Source organism: Kribbella sp. DT2 (genome assembly GCF_049844575.1).
In the GTDB taxonomy this organism is placed as follows: domain Bacteria; phylum Actinomycetota; class Actinomycetes; order Propionibacteriales; family Kribbellaceae; genus Kribbella.
On record NZ_JBNCLH010000007.1, the window covers coordinates 112,940 to 130,901 of the forward strand.

The window sequence follows — 17,962 nt, forward strand, 5'->3', positions numbered from 1 at the left end:
CCGACAGTTTTCGGGTCCAGAAGCCCTTGTGCACAAGGGATCTGACGATTGACCGGATCCGGCCAGGTCCGAGCCCCTGTGGAAAACCTCGCTGCGATACGACGTCCGGTCTCGTACGATCGCCGGCATGGAGAGCGTGGTTGCCCAGAACCGGCAGTACTGGGAGGCGCTGGCGCCCCACCGGCCGGGGGAGTCGGTCGAGTTCTTCCGGTCCGGCGGGACGGCGCTCAACGAGGACGAGCTGGCCGCGGTCGGCGACGTCCGTGGGCGGCGGGTGCTGCAGCTGGCCTGCTCGGTGGGCGACGAAGCGCTGAGCTTCGCGCGGCTCGGCGCGGACGTCGTGGCGGTCGATCTCGCACCGACCCACCTCGCGACCGGCCGGGCCAAGGCCGAGGCGCTCGGCCTCGCTGTGGACTTCCGGGAGCAGGACATGATGGCGCTGGATCCCGAGCTGACCGGCTTCGACCTGATCTTCATCTCGTGGGGCGGCATCTGCTGGGTCCCCGACGTGAACCGCTGGGCCGCCGACCTGGCCGCGCGGCTCGCCGCCGGTGGCAAGCTCGTGATCAGCGAGCACCACCCGATCTGGGAGGTCCTCACCGTCACCGCTCCGATGCGGGTCAACGGCGACTACTTCACACCGGCGCGTGTGGGCACCGCCGATCCCCTCAAGGCGCCGCAGATCACGCGCGAGTTCAAGACACCGATCACCAGCCGCAGCTTCGTGTGGAGCATCGGCGCTGTCGTCACCGCCGTACTGGAGGCCGGGCTGACCCTCGGCTCACTGCAGGAGTTCCCGGCCCCGGAGATGTACGCCGACCTCGGCGAAGAAGCCGGCCACCTCCCGGCGACCTACCTGATCACGGCCCTACGCAGCGTCGACCGCCCGGAAGCCCGCCTGACCTGAGCGGACCCGGACCAGGCCCGCCACCGACTGCCGTGGGGGCGGGAAGATCAGGTTTTCTGGCACTCCGCGCAGGTGCCGAAGATTTCCAGGGTGTGGCTGATGTCGGCGTAGCCGTGCTCGGCGGCGACCTTGTCGGCCCAGCGTTCGACGGCGGGGCCTTCGACCTCGACGGTGCGGCCGCAGTTGCGGCAGACGAGGTGGTGGTGGTGACCCTTCGAGCAGCGCCGGTACGCCGTTTCGCCGTCCGCGGTGCGGAGGACGTCGACCTCGCGGGAGTCGGCCAGGGCCTGCAGCGTGCGGTAGACCGTGGTCAGGCCGACGGCCTCGCCGGAGGTCCGGAGCTCCTGGTGGATCTCCTGGGCTGTCCGGAAGTCGTCCAGGTTGTCCAGCACCGACGCCACCGCCGCGCGCTGGCGGGTGGACCTCGTTCCGATCGCCACCGTTCCTCCTGTCATGAGATCACCGATTCTCCCCGGCAACTCGCCATTCTGGCAGACGTCACCAAGTCGGCGCCTGTCACCAAGCCGGTCCCCGCCAAGTCAACGCCTGCCAAGTCAACGCCTGCCAAGTCAGTGCTCGTCCCAGTGGTCGCCGTGGGCCGCGTGCAGGTGCCCGTCGTGCACGTAGTCGACGTGGTCGCCGTGCTCGACCTTCGGGTGCCCGCACTTCTGGCCGTGCGCGTGCTCGTGCTCGTCGTCGACGACGTGCGGCTCCGGCCCCGGGACCCCGACCTCCGGCTCCTCATCAGCCAGCGGAGCCTGTACGGCGCGCCGCCGGCGGACGAGTGCACCCGCGGCCGCCGCCGCGACGAAGCACGCCAGCGCCAGGACGACGATCGTCGCACCGGGTGCCACATTCGCGTTGTACGACGTGATGATCCCGGCGAGGCACACCAGCACACCGATCCCGCAGGCCGTCACGAACGTCGACCGGAACGACCGCGTCACCTGCTGCGCCGTCGCGACCGGAACCACCATCAGCGCGCTGACCAGCAGCAACCCGACGGTCCGCATCGCGACGGTCACGGTCACCGCGGCCATCACCGCGATCAGCAGGTTGAGCAGCCGCACGCGCAGCCCGGTGACCCGCGCGAACTCCTCGTCCTGGCAGACCGCGAACAGCTGCGGCCCGAGGCCGATCGCGACCACCAGTACGACGACGGCAAGCCCCACCACGACGTACAGGTCGGACGGCGAGACCGTGGTCAACGAGCCGAACAGGTAAGTGTTCAAGGTCGCCGCGCCCTGCCCCGCCAGGCCGATCAACAGCACACCACCCGCGATCCCGCCGTAGAACAGCAACGACAGCGCGACGTCCCCGCTGGTCTTCCCCCGCGCCCGGATCAGCTCGATCGCGCTCGCGCCGACGACCGCGACCAGGATCGCGGTCAGCACCGGCGCGGTCCCGGTCAGCAGACCGAGCGCGACGCCGGTGATCGCGATATGCCCGATCCCGTCGCCCATCAGCGCCAGCCGGCGCTGCACCAGGTAGGTGCCGATGGCCGGCGCGGACAGACCGGTCAGCAGCCCGGCGATCAGCGCGCGCTGCATGAACTCGAGCTGGAAAAGGGTCACGACAACCACCCGGACTCGGGGTCCACGACGTGCGGGTGGACGTGGGCATGTGTCTGTGAGGCGTGCGGCGGGCCGTCGTACACGACGCGGCCGCGGCGGAGCACGATCGAGCGGTCGATCAGCGCGTCCATCGGGCCGAGGTCGTGGCTGACCATGACGACGGTCGTCCCGCGGGCGACGCGTTCGCGGATCGCCTCGGCGAAGATGTCCTGGCTGGCCAGGTCGACGCCGGCGGTCGGTTCGTCGAGCACGAGCAGCTCCGGGTCCGACACCAGCGCACGGGCGATCAGGACTCGTTGCTGCTGGCCCCCGGACAGCTCGGCCACGGCGTCCTTGTGCCGGTCGGCCATGTCGACCAGCTCGAGCACCCGGCCGACCGATGCCTTCTGGTCGGCCGACAACGGCCGGAAGAAGCGCCGCTTCGAGAGCAGGCCCGACGACACCACTTCGTGCACGGTCGCCGGTACGCCGCCGGCTGCGGTGATCCGCTGCGGCACGTAGCCGATCCGGCTCCACTGGCGGAACCGCGGCACCGGCGTACCGAACAGCCGGACCTCGCCGCGCGCGGCCGGGAGCAGGCCGACGATCGTCCGGACCAGCGTGGACTTGCCGGAGCCGTTGGTGCCCAGTACGGCGACGACCTCACCCGGGCGGATCTGCAGGTCGATGCCCCGCAGCACGAGACGACCGCCCAGGTCCACCGAGAGATCGGTGACCTGGACGGCCTTCGGGGTGTCGGAGGGAGAGGGGGTCACGCGCAGCTGTTCGCTTTCCGGAGCTCCTGCAGGTTCTCGCGCATCAGCGAGAGGTAGGTCTCCTGCGAGTTCGCGTCCGACAACCCCTCGATCGGGCTGAGGACCGCGGTCTTGACGTGGACGTCGCGGGCGATCGACTCGGCCACCTTGGGGCTGACGAGCTCCTCGGAGAAGATCGTGGTGACGTGCTGGCTGCGCACGATGTCCTGGACCTCCCTGATCCGCTGGGGGGTCGGCTCGGCGTCCGGGGCGAATCCGGCGATTCCGACCATCTGCAGACCGTACCGCTTCGCCAGGTACGCGAACGCCTCGTGGCTCGTCACGAACGTCTTGAGCTTGCACGAGGCCAGCCCGGTCCTGAACTCGGTGTCGAGCTTGTTCACCTCACCGAGCAGCGTCTTGGCGCGTTCCTGGTACCCGTCGGCGTGCGCGGCGTCGACCTCGACCAGCTTGTCGGTGACAGCCTGTACGACGCCCGCGTAGCGGACCGGGTCGAGCCAGAAGTGCGGGTCGAGCGCGTCCTCGGTGAACGCGGCAGCCTTCACGGTCGGGCGCTGTACAGTCCCGGTCGGGGTGGCCGCGCCGCCCTCCTCGTGCTCCTCGAAGTCCGCGCCGGTCGCCTCCAGCTGAGCCGCCGGGGCGACGTCGAAGCCGGCGCTCTTGGCGTTCTGCTCGACGGCCTCGTCGACGGCGGGCTGCAGGCCCTTCTCGAAGACGACCAGCTTGGCGTCGGCGATCGTGCCGACCTGCTTCGGGGTCAGCTCGAGGTCGTGCGGCTCGACCCCCGGCGCGGTCAGCGTGGTCACGTTCACCGCGTCGCCGCCCACCGACTTGGCGATGAACTCCAGGGGGTAGAAGGATGCCACCACGTCGAGCTTGTCCCCGCTGCCGCCGGAGCCGTCGGCAGCGTTGCTGCCGCAACCTGCGAGAGTGAGCAGGGTCAGGGCGGCGAGGCCGGCGGTGACAGGACGAAGACTAGATCTCATGACAATCATTTTCATTTAAACGGAACTGGTTGTCAAAACAGGGAGTACACCGATGGCAAGGCGGACGGTCGGGCGCAGGCGGGCCGACAGCAAACCCAACCGGCGCCGCCGGGTCGAAATTCCCCGTGGTTCCGGGCACGGACACGGTCACGGGCACGGCGGCTGGGGTGACGAGCACGTGGTCGACACCTCGGTCGTGGACTCCGACGCGGTGGTCGCCCGCCGGGTCCGGGTGGTGGTCGCGGCGCTGCTGATCCCGCTGATCGCGGCCGCGATCATCGCGATGGTGGTGATGTGGCCGGGCGGTGACGTGGTCGTCGAGTCGGCCAAGTCCACCGGCGCCGGCGGCACGGTCACCAAGCTCGTACCCTGCCCGGAGCATCCGGCCGACTGCGACGAGGCAACGGTCCGGATCGACTCGGGTAAGAGCGACGTCGGCGTGGAGGTTCCGGTCGAGGTCCCGAAGGGCGCGCAGACCTCGATCCCGATCAAGGCCGGCGACAAGATCCTGCTGGGCGTCGACGCCACCGCTCCGATCGAGGGGCGGTATCAGTACGTCGACCACGACCGCGGCCGTCCACTGCTGATCCTCGCGGCGATCTTCGCCGTCGCGGTCGTCGTCCTGTCGCGCTGGCGGGGGCTCGCGGCGCTCGGCGCGCTCGTGGTCACCGGGATCACGCTGACCCAGTTCATCCTGCCGGCGATCCTCAAGGGGTCGAACCCGCTGCTCGTGGCGGTGGTCGGCGGCTCGGTGATCATGGTGGTCGCCTTATACCTGACCCACGGCATCAACGCGCAGTCCTCGGTCGCGCTGGCCGGCACGATCGCGGCGCTGGGCCTGACCGCGTTCCTCGGCTGGGCGTTCGTGAAGTTCTGCGACCTGTCCGGGATCGCGTCGGACGGCGCGTCCGCGCTCAAGGCGTACGTCCCCGACATCGACCTGGCCGGGCTGCTCGTGGCCGGGATCGTGATCGGCGCGCTCGGCGTGCTGGACGACGTGACGGTGACCCAGGCGAGCGCGGTCTGGGAGCTCTCGGCGGCCAACCCGGCCGCCGGTCGCGCGGCACTGTTCGGCGCCGGGCTGCGGATCGGCCGGGCGCACGTCGCCTCGGTGGTCAACACGCTCGTCCTCGCGTACGCCGGGGCGGCGCTGCCGATCCTGATGGTGTTCGCGATCAGCGGGACACAGTCGAACTACCTGATCTCGACCGAGCAGGTGGCGATCGAAGTCGTCCGAGGTCTCGTCGGTAGTTTGGGCATCATCGCGGCCGTCCCGTTGACCACCGCGCTGGCCGCGATGGCCGTCGCCGACCGCTCCCGCGACCTGGTCGCCGACGTCGAGCACGTCGGTCCTGAGTCGGAAAACGCCGGTCGAGTGGCGAAAACCCCGGAATCCTGATCTTGCTCTGATCGCGGTGTGATCTTCCGGAATTCCGTCCGGCCGTCTCTTCCGTCGCGCGCGTTGCCGATCTAGAGTTCCGATCTGTCACGGATCGTCCGCCCAAGACTACCTTCCGTGGCAGCGAGCCTGAGGAGCCGCGGATGGAACGACGCGTGGGTGTGTGGTTGTTCGGGGCAAGGGGTTCGGTCGCGACCACGACCGTCGCCGGAGCGGCCGCACTGGCCCACGGCGCCCCGCCCGCCGGAGTCGTCACCGAGCAACCGGCGTTCGCCGGTGCCGGGCTGGCCCCGATCGATCGGCTGGTCTTCGGCGGGCACGACCCGTCCGAGACCCCGCTGAGCAAACAGGTGGAGCGGTTGGTTGCCGGTGGCGTCCTTCCACCCGGGCTGGACGGCCTGATCGCCGCCGAGCTGGCCGAGACCGAGCGGAACCTGGTGGTCCTCCCGGTCGCGGGCACGCAGGACGAGCTGGTCCGGAGGATGGCGGAGGACATCAACGCCTTCCGGCTGCGGAACGACCTGGAGAACGTGGTCGCGATCAACGTCGCGTCCACCGAGCCGCCCGCTGAGGTCCGGTACGCCGACCTCGCCGAGCTCCGAGAGGCCCTGAAGGCCACCCGGGTCGTGAGTGGGGGGAAGGTGAGTGATGTCGCGGAGGCCGGGCGGGAGCTGGCCGGCGACGCGAGAACCGGGCGTGGGGCAACTGCGCAGGCCCTGCCGCCCAGCTCGATCGCGGCGTTGGCTGCGTTCGAAGCCGGGGCGGCGTACGTGGACTTCACGCCGTCGACGTCGATCCGGCCGCAGGTGGTCCGCGACTGGGCGGTCGAGCGGCAGCTGCCGTACGGCGGGCAGGACGCCAAGACCGGGGAGACCCTGGTGAAGAGCGTGCTCGCGCCGATGTTCACCGCTCGGGCGCTGCCCGTGCACGCCTGGTCCGGGACGAACCTGCTCGGTGGTGGCGACGGCGCGACGCTGGCCGACCCGCACGCGGCCGAGTCGAAAAGTGTGTCCAAGGAGCGCGTACTGACCGAGCTGCTCGGCGGTGAGGTGCCTGGAGAGGTCCACATCGACTACGTGGACCCGCTGGGCGACTGGAAGACCGCCTGGGACCACGTGATGTTCTCCGGGTTCCTCGGCGTACGGATGACGCTGCAGTTCACCTGGCAAGGCTGTGACTCGGCTCTGGCCGCTCCGCTCGTGCTGGACCTGGCCCGGCTGTCCGCACTGGCGCTGCAGCGAGGTCATGTCGGGGCGATGCCGTTCCTGGGCTTCTACTTCAAGGACCCGATCGAGTCGACCGAGCACGCCCTCACCAGACAGTACGACGAGCTGGTGCGGTGGGTGCAGGAATGCTGAAGGACCTGGTGGAACTCGTCCGGGCTCCTGCTGCGCTGACCGTGCCGGGCGACGTACTGGCTGGTGCTGTGGCTGCTGGAGACCTGCGTCCGGGCCGGATGGCTGGACTGTCAGCAGCGTCGGTGTGCATCTACTGGGGCGGCATGGCTCTCAACGACTGGGCAGACCGGGAGATCGACGCCGTCGAGCGACCTGAGCGGCCGATCCCGTCGGGCCGGGTCCCTGCCAGTACGGCGCTCGGCCTGGCGGCTGGACTCACTGCTGCCGGGCTGGCGTTGGCCGGCCGAGCTGGAGGTCGCTCCGCCTTCGCGACCTCGGCAGTGCTCGCCGCTACTGCGTGGAGCTACGACCTGAAGGCCAAGAACACGGTGGCCGGGCCGGTGTTCATGGCGGCGGCCCGGGCGCTCGACGTACTGGTTGGTGCTGGAGACCAGCGTCGGCGTGCGTGGGCTCCGGCGCTGGCTGTCGGCACGCACATCCTCGGCGTGACGGCGATGTCGCGCGGTGAGGTGCACGGCAGTACGCCGTTGCCGGCGCGTGGTGCGCTGGTCGCGACGTCGGCGATCACCGCGGCGACCATGAGCCGACCAGAACATGCAGCAACAGCAGTACTTACTGGACTCTTCGTTCAAGCGGTCGGACCAGCCCAGATGGCAGCCGCGCAGGAGCCCAGCGGGCCGAAGCTCCGGCGAGCGGTCGGTGCAGGCATCCACGGGCTGGTTCCGTTGCAGGCGGCCTGGTGCGCTCGGGCCGGTGCTCCGAAACTCGGTGCGGCGCTGGCTGTGGCGTTGCCGTTGGCGAAGGCGCTGGCGCGGAAGGTGTCACCGACATGAGGCTCGGCTACGGGACCAACGGGTTCGCCAACCATCGGTTGCCCGAGGCACTGGCGGTCATTGCGGACCTTGGCTACGAGGGCGTCGCGCTGACGCTCGATCACAACCACCTCGACCCGTTCGGCCCGGACCTGAAGGAGCGGACGGCCGAGGTCGGGCGGTTGCTGACCCGGCTGGACCTCGCGGTGGTGATCGAGACCGGCGCGCGCTACGTGCTCGACCCGTACCGCAAGCACGAGCCGACGCTGCTGCACACCGACGGCGCCGAGTGGCGGATGCTGCTGCTGGAACGCGCGATCGACATCGCCGCGGAGCTCGGCGCCGAGGCGGTGTCGTTCTGGTCCGGCGTACTGCCTGCTGATGTGTCCGCTGAGGTCGGTTGGGAGCGGCTGATCGCGAGCTGCCAGCAGCTCGCGGAGTACGCGGCCGATCGTGGCGTCCTGCTCGGGGTCGAGCCGGAGCCCGGGATGCTGCTCGACGACCTCGCGGGGTTCTTCAAGCTGCACGAAGAGGTGGACTCGCTCGGGCTCACCCTCGACATCGGTCATCTGGTCTGCAACGAGCCGCTGCCTCCGGAAGAGTGCATCCGGCTGGGGGCTCCGCATGTGGTCAACGTGCAGATCGACGACATGCGCAAGGGAGTCCACGAGCACCTGGAGTTCGGTACGGGCGAGGTCGACTTCGCGGAGGTCTTCAAAGCGTTGAAGGAGGCCGAGTACGAGGGCTTGGTCGCTGTCGAGCTGCCGAGACACTCGCATGCTGCCCCGACTGTCGCTCGGGAGTCGCTGGCCTTTCTCCGGAACCACTTGTGAAGGCCACCGAGTTGCCCGTGGACGTCAGTGCGTTCGTCGGTCCTTTGGCTGAGGTCTTTCCCGCAGTCGCGCGAGCGACCGGGAAAGGGGCCTTAGGCAACGGATGGTCGGCGGACGAGGCCGCGCGGGCCAAGCTTCTGGCGACAGCTTCGGCAGCTGAGATCGCGGAGCTTTATCGCTACGGCGACACGACCGAGAAGCTTGCGATCCTCAAGGCGCTGGAGCTGGAGGACGTCGAGCAGCTCGTCGGCGACGAAGGCACAGTGCTGCTCGACGACGCGATCCGGACCAACGACCAGCGGCTGCTGGCCGCCGCGCTCGGACCGTACGCGACCCGGCACCTGACCAGTACAGCGTTCCGGCAGGCCGTGCTCAAGTGCGTGTTCGCCGGCGTACCGCTGGCTGCTGTCGACGGGCTGCCGGAGCGCGCCGACGACGAGCTGCGACGGATGATGGCCGACTTCGCCGCCGAGCGGCGTGCGGCCGGCCGGTCCGTTCCCCAGGATCTTCAGCCCTATCTGGAGGGGTGACATGCGCATCTTCGACCCGCACATCCATATGACGTCCCGGACCACCGACGACTACGCCGCGATGGCCGCGCACGGCGTCCAGGCGCTGGTCGAACCGGCCTTCTGGCTCGGCCAGCCGCGGACCAGCGTCGGCTCGTTCGTCGACTACTTCGACGCGCTGATCGGCTGGGAGCCGTTCCGGGCGTCGCAGTACGGCATCCGGCACCACTGCACGATCGCGCTGAACCCGAAGGAGGCCAACGACCCGCGCTGCCGCGAGGTGCTCGACGTCCTGCCGCGGTACCTGGCCAAGGACGGCGTCGTCGCGGTCGGCGAGGTCGGCTACGACTCGATGACACCGGAGGAGGACGAGGTCTTCGCCACCCAGCTCGAACTGGCCAAGCGCTTCGAGCTCCCCGTGCTCGTGCACACCCCGCACCGCGACAAGGCTGCCGGTACGACGCGAACGCTCGACGTCGTACGCGAGTCCGGCGTACCGGCCGAGCGGGTCGTCGTCGACCACCTGAACGAGGTCACGGTCAAGGAGGTCGCCGACTCCGGTTGCTGGATGGGCTTCTCGATCTACCCGGACACGAAGATGGACCCGGACCGGATGGTCGTGATCCTGCAGCAGTTCGGCACCGAGCGGATCCTGGTGAACTCCGCTGCCGACTGGGGCAAGTCCGATCCGCTGCGCACGTACGCGACCGGCCGGGCGATGCTCGCGGCCGGGTTCACCGACGACGACGTCGACCAGGTGCTGTGGCGCAACCCGGTCGCGTTCTACGGCCAGTCCGGGCGGCTCGACCTAAGCGCCCCGGCCGCTGAGGACACGTTCGCGGGCAACTCGATCCTGAGGGGAGCGCGGTCATGAGGTTCCGGCACGCCGACGGCTCCCTCGTCCACCTCGCGTACTGCACGAACGTCCATCCTGCCGAGGACCTGGACGGCGTGATCGCCCAGCTCGACGGCTGCTCGTCGCTGGTCCGCAAGGAGCTCGACGTCCCGGTGCTCGGCGTCGGCCTTTGGCTCGCGCACGCGCTCGCGGACCGCCTCGCGAACTCCACGGTCGCGCTCAACCGCCTCAAGCAGGCCCTGGACCGCAACGGCCTCGAGGTCGTGACGCTGAACGGTTTCCCGTACGCCGGGTTCCACGACCGCGTCGTCGGCAAGAAGGTCTACAAGCCCGACTGGACCGAGCCCGAGCGGCTGCGCTACACCCTCGACCTGATCGACGTGCTGGCCAAGCTGATGCCCGCCGACGCGGCGTACGGGTCGATCTCGACACTTCCGCTGGCCTGGCGTACGCCGTGGTCGCGGGAACGTGACGCCGAAGCGCGCAAGGCGTTCGACCGGATCCAGGTCCGCCTCGCCCAGGTCGAGACGAACACCGGCCGCCGGATCCGGGTCGCGGTCGAGCCCGAACCGGGCTGCATCCTCGAGATGGTCCCGCAGGCCACCCACTGGCTCACCCCGTACGCCGGTCCGGCGCGGATCGGGTTGTGCCTGGACACCTGTCACCTGGCGGTCCAGTTCGAGGACCCCGCCGAGACGTTCGCGACGATGGCCGCCGCCGGCGTCGAGGTCGTGAAGAGTCAGGTGTCGGCGGCGCTGCACGTGCCCGATCCGCGCGACCCCGAGGCATCCAGGCTGCTGGAGGAGTTCGCCGAGCCGAAGTTCCTGCACCAGACGCGGGAGTGGGGTGGTCCCGGCGTCGACAACCTGGACTCAGTTGATCAGTTGTCGGGGCGTGCGGCCTGGCGAGTGCATTTCCATGTTCCGGTGCACGCGGCTCCACGAGCGCCGCTGACCAGTACGACCGGCGTCCTGGAGGACTGCCTCCAGCACTTGGTCGGCGGTGAGCACCCGCTGACCCAGCACCTGGAGTCGGAGACGTACACCTGGTCGGTGCTTCCCAACGGGCCGAAGAATCAGCAGGAGCTTGCCGAGGGCATCGCCGCCGAGCTGGGTTGGCTGCGCGACCGGATCACCGCGCTGGGACTGGAGGAGGTCAAATGACCAGGCAGGTAGTCGTTCTCGACGTGGTCGGGCTGACGCCTCGGTTGCTGCGGAAGATGCCGCGGCTGCGGTCGTTGCCATTGGCCAAGAACCTGGAGACCGTGCTTCCCGCGGTGACCTGCTCCGCTCAGGCGACCTTCCTGACCGGGGAGATGCCGTCGGAGCACGGTGTCGTGGGCAACGGCTGGTACTTCCGGGATCTCGGGGAAGTGTTCCTGTGGCGGCAGCACAACCGGCTGGTGCAGGGGGACAAGGTGTGGGACGTCGCCCGGCGCAGCAACCCGTCGTACAAGGTGGCGAACGTCTGCTGGTGGTACGCGATGGGAGCCGAGACGGATCTGCTCGTCACGCCGCGGCCGATCTACTACGCGGACGGGCGGAAGGCGCCGGACTGCTACACGCGGCCGGTCGAGCTGCACGACCGGCTGACCGCGAAGCTCGGGGACTTCCCGCTGTTCAACTACTGGGGACCGACGGCCGGGATCAAGTCGAGCAAATGGATCGTTGCTGCATCGCGCCAGATCCTTGCCGAGGACAACCCCGATCTGCTGCTGACCTACGTGCCGCATCTGGACTACGACCTCCAGCGGTACGGCGCGTCGTCGGTGCAGGCGACGCGGGCCGCGATCGAGCTGGACGCCGTACTGGCTCCGCTGCTCGACGACGCCGAGGCGCGGGGTGCGACGGTGATCGTGCTGTCGGAGTACGGGATCACGGACGTCGCGCGGCCGGTGGACGTCAATCGGGTGCTGCGGGCCGAGGGGCTGCTGGAGGTGCACACGCAGGACGGGATGGAGTACTTGGATCCCTGGGCGTCGCGGGCTTTCGCGGTGGCTGACCATCAGGTCGCGCACGTGTACGTGAAGGATCCGGCGGACTTGGAGGCGGTCGCGAAGCTGCTCGCCGGGATCTCAGGGGTCGCCGAGGTGCTCGACAGCGAAGGGAAGAAGCGGTACGGGCTGGATCACGAGCGGTCCGGTGAGCTGGTGGTCGTGGCTGAGACGGACGCCTGGTTCACGTACTACTACTGGCTCGACGATGCGCGGGCGCCGGACTTCGCGCGCGGGGTGGAGATCCATCGCAAGCCCGGGTACGACCCGGCGGAGTTGTTCTTCGATCCGGCCGACCGGTTCGTGAAGCCGCGGGCGGCGTCGTACCTGCTGAAGAAGAAGCTGGGGCTGCGGTACGCGATGTCGGTGGTGCCGTTGGACCCGTCGATCGTGCGGGGGTCGCACGGGCGGTTGCCGGCGTCGGCTGAGGACGGGCCGGTCTTCCTGAGCAGCGATCCGACGCTGGTGGAAGGCGATGGTCCGGTCGCGGCGACTGCTGTGCGAGACCTGCTGCTGAAGGCAGCAGACCTAGGCTGACTCGCGGACCACGATCTCCGTGGGCAGAGTGACCGAGTCGGCCGAGCCGTGCGTGATCAGGTCGAGCAGGAGGCGGGTGGTCTGCGCCGCCTGCTCGCCCATCGGGCTGCGGACCGTCGTGAGCGCGGGCGCGGTGTAGAGCGCGGCCTCGATGTCGTCGAAGCCGATCACCGCGACGTCCTCGGGCACCCGCCGGCCCGCCTCGCGCAGGGTGCGCAGGGCGCCGATCGCCATCAGGTCGTTGGCCGCGAACACCGCGTCCAGCTGCGGATCGTCGGCCAGCAACTGCCGCATCGCCTCCGCGCCCGAGATCCGGGTGAAGTCGCCCAGGGCAACGATCGACCGCCGGCCGGTGTCCTTCAAGGTCTCCCGGTACGCCGTCAACCGGTCCTGCGCCGCGGTCATGTCGAGCGGCCCGGAGATCGTCGCGATCCGTTGCCGGCCCTGGTCGAGCAGGTGCTGCACCGCCTTGGTCGCGCCGCCGAGGTTGTCGTTGTCGACCCACGGCATCAGCCCCGGCGTCGCCAGCCGGCCGTGCGACACGATCGGCAACCCGGTCCGCGCCAGTACGGCGGGCAGCGGGTCGGCGCCGTCCATCGAGACCAGCATCGCGCCGTCGACGTGGCCCGCGGCCAGGTACTGCTCGACGCGCCGGCGGCTCTCGTCGGACCCGGCCAGCACCAACGAGACCTGCTTGCCCGCGGCCTCCAACGCCCGGCTCGCGGCGCGCACGACCATCGCGAACATCGGGTCGTCGGAGACCAGGCCGGCCGGCGGATCGGAGACGATGATCGCGATCGTGTTGGTCTTCTGGGTGACCAGGTTGCGGGCCGCGCCGTTCGGCACGTAGCCGAGCTCGTTGACCGCGGCCATCACGATCTGCCGGATCTCCGGCGCGACCGTCGGCTCGCCGTTGATCACCCGGGACACGCTCGACTTGGACACCCCGGCCCGGGCCGCGACGGCGTGCAGGGTCGGTCGTCTCACGGGCACCCCCTCGGTAACTTCAGGGGAACGTTCCCCCAGACGAGCATCCCGGGGGGTCCGGAACGTTGTCAAGCAATACGCGACTGCACCCGCGGCGCCGGAGGCGACGCCAAATAGCACCGAAGTATTGACACCGTTCCCTCAGCAGGCAACTCTCAAACTCGGGGAACGTTCCCCGACCTCCTGCCCGCCCCTGGAGATGCCCATGCGTTTGTCCCGTAGACCATCGCGTCTGAAAGCCGCCGCCCTGGTCGCCGTCGCGACCAGTTTCGTGGCCGCCCTGCTGGTCGCACCGCCCGCCGAGGCCGCCGACCCGCTGCTGTCCCAAGGCAAGACCGCCACCGCGTCGTCCGCCGAGAACGTCGCCTTCCCCGCCTCCGCCGCCGTCGACGGCGACCCCGGTACCCGCTGGTCGAGCGCCGTCGGCGACCCGCAGTGGCTCCGGGTCGACCTCGGCCAGACCGCCACCATCACCCAGGTCGCGCTCAGCTGGGAGGCGGCGTACGCGACCGGCTTCCGGCTGGAGACGTCCGCCGACGGCACCAACTGGTCGTCGGTCTACAGCACCACGACCGGTGCCGGAGGCAACCAAACGCTGAACGTCAGCGGCAGCGGCCGCTACGTCCGGCTGCTCAGCACGGCCCGCGCCACCCAGTGGGGTGTGTCGCTGTGGGAGTTCAAGGTGTTCGGGACCACTGGTGGTGGTCCCGGCCCCGGTCCGGGCAGCGGTCTGCTGTCGTACGGCAAGACCGGCGCGGCCTCGACCCAGCAGCACGACCCGAACTGCTGGGAGTGCACGCCGGCCCGCGCGTTCGACCTCGACCCGGCCAGCCGCTGGGCCACCGCGACCGACTCCGGCTGGGTCGACCCGGGCTGGATCTCGGTCGACCTCGGCGCCCCCGCGCAGATCGACAAGGTCGTGCTGCAGTGGGATCCGGCCTCGGCCAAGGCGTACCAGATCCAGGTCTCGAACGACGGGAACAACTGGACGCCGATCTACACCACGGCCGCCGGCCCGGGCTTCAAGGAAACCTTGAACGTCACGGGCACCGGCCGCTACGTCCGGATGTACGGCACGCAGCGCAACACGCCGTACGGGTACTCGCTGTGGGAGTTCCAGGTCTACGGCACCGGTGGCGCACCGAACACCCCGCCGACCCCGCCGGCCGACCCGTCGGCGAACCCGCAGCTGATCTGGTCCGACGAGTTCAACGGCGCGAACGGCGCCAAGCCCGACGCCGCGAAGTGGTCGGCCGACCCCGGCACCGGCCAGAACAACGAGCTGCAGGTCTACACCAACCACAACAACACCCAGATGGACGGCCAGGGCAACCTGGTGCTCGAGGCCCGTCGCGAGGTGACGCCCGGATCGGCCTGCCCGATCGACCCGGTCACCGGCAGCGGAACGTGTCAGTACACGTCGGCGCGGATGAACAGCGGCGGCAAGTTCAGTACGACGTACGGCAAGGTCGAGGCCCGGATCAAGGTGCCCAAGGGCAACGGCCTGTGGCCGGCGTTCTGGATGATGGGCGCGGACTTCCTGACCGGTCGCCCCTGGCCCTACAACGGTGAGATCGACATCGTCGAGATCCTCGGCCGCGAGACCACCAAGGGCTACTCGACGCTGCACGCCCCGGCGTACAACGGGGCCGGCGGGTACGGCGGTACGTACGGCCTGCCCGGTGGTGCCGACTTCTCGAACGACTTCCACACCTGGACGATGCTCTGGAACAGCAAGGGCATCACCTACCAGGTCGACGGCACCACGGTCTTCGTCGTCGACAAGGCACAGCTCGAGGCGACCCGCGGGCCGTGGATCTTCGACCACCCGTTCTACCTGATCCTCAACCTCGCGATCGGCGGCGACTTCCCCGGTCCGCCCAACGCGCAGACCCCGTTCCCGGCGCGGATGCTGGTCGACTACGTGCGGGTGTACAAGTGATCGCCCGGCGGAGTCTCCGGCTCGGCCTGGTCGCTGTCGGGCTGCTGGCGCTGCTCGGGGCGTACCTGGTCTCGACGAGTCGTCCCGCGGCCGCCGCGGAGACGCTGCTGTCGCAGGGCCGGCCGGTTGTCGCGTCGTCGGTGGAAAGCGGTGCTTTCCCGGCCGCTGCCGCCGTCGACGGTGACGGTGGAACGCGCTGGGCGTCCGGGTTCACGGACAACCAGTGGCTGCAGATCGATCTCGGGTCGAGCCAGACGTTCAACCGCGTCGTACTGACGTGGGAGGCGGCGTTCGCGCGCGGTTTCCAGGTCCAGACGTCGGCCAACGCGACCAACTGGACCACGGTGCACACGACCACCAACGGCACCGGTGGCGAGCAGAGCCTGAACGTGACCGGCACCGGCCGGTACGTGCGGGTGCTGATCACCCAGCGGGCCACTCAGTGGGGTGCGTCGCTGTACGAGTTCCAGGTGTACGGCGGGACGCCGGCCGGCGGTCCGATCGTGCGGGTCGCCGAGTTCCTCGCGGACTGCCCGTACACGCACCGGCTGCCCGACGACCCGATCGTGTTCCCGAACATGCCTGGGGCGTCGCACATGCACAGCTTCTTCGGTGCGACCGTGACGAACGCGAACACCACCGTGGACGACCTGGTGAACTCGCCGACGTCGTGCAACCCGGCCGAGGACAAGTCGTCGTACTGGGTGCCGACGCTGTACAACAACAACCAGCCGGTCGAGCCGACCGGGACCACCTTCTACTACCTGGGCGAAGGCGTCCGGGACGACGTGATCGCGCGGACCCAGCCGCTGCCGTTCGGGCTGCGGATCGTCGCGGGCAACGCGAAGGCGACCGGGCCGAGTGACAACACCATCTCCCGCTGGTCCTGCCTGCACGCCGGTGACGCGGGTGCGGGGCACGACTTCGTCAACTGCCCGGCCGGGTCGATGCTGGAGTCGTACCTGGACTTCCCGCAGTGCTGGAACGGGCGCGACCTCGACTCACCGGACCACAAGAGCCACATGTCCTACCCGGTGAACGGTGACTGCCCCTCGACGCACCCGGTGCCGGTGCCGAAGCTTCGGCAGGTGCTGCGCTACCCGGTGAACGGCCCGACGGCCGGGTTCCGGCTGGCGTCCGGCGGCGGGTTCACGATGCACGGCGACTTCTTCAACGCCTGGCCGGTGGCGGAGATGGCGCGGCGCGTCAACGACTGCATCCGTCCGATCATCAAGTGCGGGGCCAACGGGCACCCGTAGACCCTCCGACTGCCGGGCGGGTCTCCCCGTCCCAGGGACCCGCCCGGCCACTCTTTTGCAAAGAACCTTTCTTTACCCTCTGTACCGCGGCGGTCGCCGTCTGTACTCTCACCACAACCGCCCCCGCTGGATCTCGAGGAGCTCTCCTATGAAGGCTCTTGCCTGTCTCGCCCTGCTCGTCGCTCTGACCGGTTGTGGTTCCTCCGTCGCCGCCGCACCGCCCGGTACGCCGGCGCCGGCGCCCACCCCGACGGTCACGGAGTCGGAGTGGAACATCGACCCGTCCTTCAACGCCACCGACCTGGCGTGGATCGAGCTGATGATCCCGATGGACGACCAGCTGCTGCGCGTGCTGGACCTCGGCCAGAAGCAGGCCTCCGCTCCGGCGCTGCGTGAGTTCGCCGGGAAGGTCGCCGCCGGCCACCGCGCGGAGGTCGCGAAGTTCACCGCGCTCCGTACGACGTCCGGCCTGCCGGTCCGCAACCCGCACGAGGGCCACGACATGCCCGGCATGATGACCGAGCCCGAGATCGAGACCCTCACCCAGGCGACCGGTGCGTCCTTCGACGACTCCTTCCGGAAGAACCTGAAGGAGCACCTGGACCAGACGATCATCCTGGCCGCCAGCATCACCCGAGGGGCCGGCAAGTCCCCGGCGGCCAAGAAGCTGGCCGTCTCGATCCAGTCCACCCGCGCCGCTCAGGTGAAGCAGCTGGCTGCTGTTGGGTGAGTGTTTTCTCCCACGCGGCTTTCCGCGCCGTGCTCCCGCCCGCCCTTTTGCGAGCGTGTGCGGGCTGGCGTCCTTCGGGCGTGCATTGCTGCCGCTCGCGTGAGGACAGGCAATCGCGGCGATGACGGTCGGCACCGCCGACCGCGGGTCTTCCGCTGACTGCGCCCTCGATCAGCTTCCGGCGACGCGGGAGACCGCGAACAGCAGGATCACCAGCACCGAGAACACCCGGATCGCGCGCTGACCGGTCGTCACCACCGGCCAGGACAAGAACCCGAGCCAGCTCAGCAGCAGCGCCAGCAGGATCAGGGCGGGACTCGCCGCCGGGACCGGAGCGAAGACTCCGACCAGGGCGAGCACCAAGGTGATGGCAGGCAGCGTCAGCTTCGGCATCGCGTGCAGCTTCGCCACGACCGGGTAGCTGGCCTTCGTCACCCGCTGCCGAAGCGGGCTCACCGACTGACTGCTGGAGGAACTCATTTCCCCATTGTTCCAGCACACCCCACTCCTGTGGAAAACTCCGTC

The 17,962-nt window shown here is 69.5% G+C and carries 18 protein-coding genes; 12 read left to right on the forward strand and 6 right to left on the reverse strand.

The genetic code is table 11. The features are described 5' to 3' along the window. Positions 1-127: 127 nt before the first annotated feature. Positions 128-907, forward strand: a complete 780-nt coding sequence (locus ACLQ2O_RS28085) for a class I SAM-dependent methyltransferase (protein ID WP_425836809.1) — start codon at positions 128-130, stop codon at positions 905-907. 47 nt (positions 908-954) lie between these two features. Here ACLQ2O_RS28085 and ACLQ2O_RS28090 read toward each other — a convergent pair whose 3' ends face one another. The 4 genes from ACLQ2O_RS28090 to ACLQ2O_RS28105 form a co-directional block, all read right to left on the reverse strand. Further along, on the reverse strand, positions 955-1,347 hold the full coding sequence (locus ACLQ2O_RS28090) for a Fur family transcriptional regulator (protein WP_425836812.1): 393 nt from the start codon (positions 1,345-1,347) through the stop codon (positions 955-957). A gap of 129 nt (positions 1,348-1,476) precedes the next feature. Beyond that, positions 1,477-2,481: a metal ABC transporter permease gene (locus ACLQ2O_RS28095; RefSeq protein WP_425836815.1), complete on the reverse strand. Its 1,005-nt coding sequence runs from the start codon at positions 2,479-2,481 to the stop codon at positions 1,477-1,479. After that, a complete protein-coding gene (locus tag ACLQ2O_RS28100) occupies positions 2,478-3,236 on the reverse strand; it encodes a metal ABC transporter ATP-binding protein (protein WP_425836818.1) in 759 nt (252 codons plus the stop codon). The genes ACLQ2O_RS28095 and ACLQ2O_RS28100 overlap by 4 nt, the downstream gene beginning before the upstream one ends. Then, positions 3,233-4,222 carry a metal ABC transporter substrate-binding protein gene (locus ACLQ2O_RS28105; protein ID WP_425836821.1) on the reverse strand — a complete coding sequence of 330 codons (990 nt, stop codon included), beginning with the start codon at positions 4,220-4,222 and terminating at the stop codon, positions 3,233-3,235. Before ACLQ2O_RS28105 ends, ACLQ2O_RS28100 begins: the two co-directional genes overlap by 4 nt. 52 nt (positions 4,223-4,274) lie before the next feature. On the opposite strand from ACLQ2O_RS28105, the gene ACLQ2O_RS28110 reads away from it, so the two are divergent. The 8 genes from ACLQ2O_RS28110 to ACLQ2O_RS28145 all read left to right on the forward strand — a co-directional run bounded on the left by ACLQ2O_RS28110 (position 4,275) and on the right by ACLQ2O_RS28145 (position 12,519). Further along, the gene (locus tag ACLQ2O_RS28110; protein ID WP_425836824.1) at positions 4,275-5,621 is read left to right on the forward strand and encodes a YibE/F family protein; all 1,347 of its coding nucleotides are present in this window, start codon (positions 4,275-4,277) and stop codon (positions 5,619-5,621) included. Positions 5,622-5,764: 143 nt separating this feature from the next. Next, positions 5,765-6,979, forward strand: coding sequence for an inositol-3-phosphate synthase (locus ACLQ2O_RS28115; RefSeq protein ID WP_425836827.1), 1,215 nt, complete (start codon positions 5,765-5,767; stop codon positions 6,977-6,979). After that, positions 6,973-7,812, forward strand: coding sequence for an SCO3242 family prenyltransferase (locus ACLQ2O_RS28120; protein ID WP_425836830.1), 840 nt, complete (start codon positions 6,973-6,975; stop codon positions 7,810-7,812). Before ACLQ2O_RS28115 ends, ACLQ2O_RS28120 begins: the two co-directional genes overlap by 7 nt. Then, complete coding sequence (locus ACLQ2O_RS28125) at positions 7,809-8,624, forward strand: sugar phosphate isomerase/epimerase family protein (protein ID WP_425836833.1); 816 nt, start codon at positions 7,809-7,811, stop codon at positions 8,622-8,624. The genes ACLQ2O_RS28120 and ACLQ2O_RS28125 overlap by 4 nt, the downstream gene beginning before the upstream one ends. Before the next feature lie 17 nt (positions 8,625-8,641). After that, positions 8,642-9,154 (forward strand): EboA domain-containing protein, encoded by a 513-nt coding sequence (locus ACLQ2O_RS28130; RefSeq protein ID WP_425836836.1) that lies wholly within the window; start codon positions 8,642-8,644, stop codon positions 9,152-9,154. A 1-nt stretch (position 9,155) separates the two neighbouring features. Further along, the gene (locus ACLQ2O_RS28135; protein WP_425836839.1) at positions 9,156-10,007 is read left to right on the forward strand and encodes a TatD family hydrolase; all 852 of its coding nucleotides are present in this window, start codon (positions 9,156-9,158) and stop codon (positions 10,005-10,007) included. Continuing rightward, entirely contained in the window at positions 10,004-11,152 is a 1,149-nt protein-coding gene (gene eboE / locus ACLQ2O_RS28140; RefSeq protein ID WP_425836842.1) for a metabolite traffic protein EboE, read from the forward strand. The genes ACLQ2O_RS28135 and eboE overlap by 4 nt, the downstream gene beginning before the upstream one ends. Further along, on the forward strand, positions 11,149-12,519 hold the full coding sequence (locus tag ACLQ2O_RS28145) for an alkaline phosphatase family protein (protein WP_425836845.1): 1,371 nt from the start codon (positions 11,149-11,151) through the stop codon (positions 12,517-12,519). Before eboE ends, ACLQ2O_RS28145 begins: the two co-directional genes overlap by 4 nt. Here the strand turns inward: ACLQ2O_RS28145 and ACLQ2O_RS28150 are convergent. Beyond that, entirely contained in the window at positions 12,511-13,506 is a 996-nt protein-coding gene (locus ACLQ2O_RS28150) for a LacI family DNA-binding transcriptional regulator (protein WP_425836848.1), read from the reverse strand. The two genes, ACLQ2O_RS28145 and ACLQ2O_RS28150, sit on opposite strands and share 9 nt — an antisense overlap. Positions 13,507-13,711: 205 nt before the next feature. On the opposite strand from ACLQ2O_RS28150, the gene ACLQ2O_RS28155 reads away from it, so the two are divergent. From ACLQ2O_RS28155 to ACLQ2O_RS28165, 3 genes are all read left to right on the forward strand, one after another. Continuing rightward, positions 13,712-15,448 carry a discoidin domain-containing protein gene (locus tag ACLQ2O_RS28155; protein ID WP_425836851.1) on the forward strand — a complete coding sequence of 579 codons (1,737 nt, stop codon included), beginning with the start codon at positions 13,712-13,714 and terminating at the stop codon, positions 15,446-15,448. Next, positions 15,445-16,707 (forward strand): DUF1996 domain-containing protein, encoded by a 1,263-nt coding sequence (locus tag ACLQ2O_RS28160; protein ID WP_425836854.1) that lies wholly within the window; start codon positions 15,445-15,447, stop codon positions 16,705-16,707. The genes ACLQ2O_RS28155 and ACLQ2O_RS28160 overlap by 4 nt, the downstream gene beginning before the upstream one ends. A gap of 148 nt (positions 16,708-16,855) precedes the next feature. Then, positions 16,856-17,437: a DUF305 domain-containing protein gene (locus ACLQ2O_RS28165; RefSeq protein ID WP_425836857.1), complete on the forward strand. Its 582-nt coding sequence runs from the start codon at positions 16,856-16,858 to the stop codon at positions 17,435-17,437. Between the two features lie 171 nt (positions 17,438-17,608). Here ACLQ2O_RS28165 and ACLQ2O_RS28170 read toward each other — a convergent pair whose 3' ends face one another. Then, positions 17,609-17,917, reverse strand: coding sequence for a DUF6703 family protein (locus ACLQ2O_RS28170; protein ID WP_425836860.1), 309 nt, complete (start codon positions 17,915-17,917; stop codon positions 17,609-17,611). Positions 17,918-17,962: the final 45 nt, after the last annotated feature.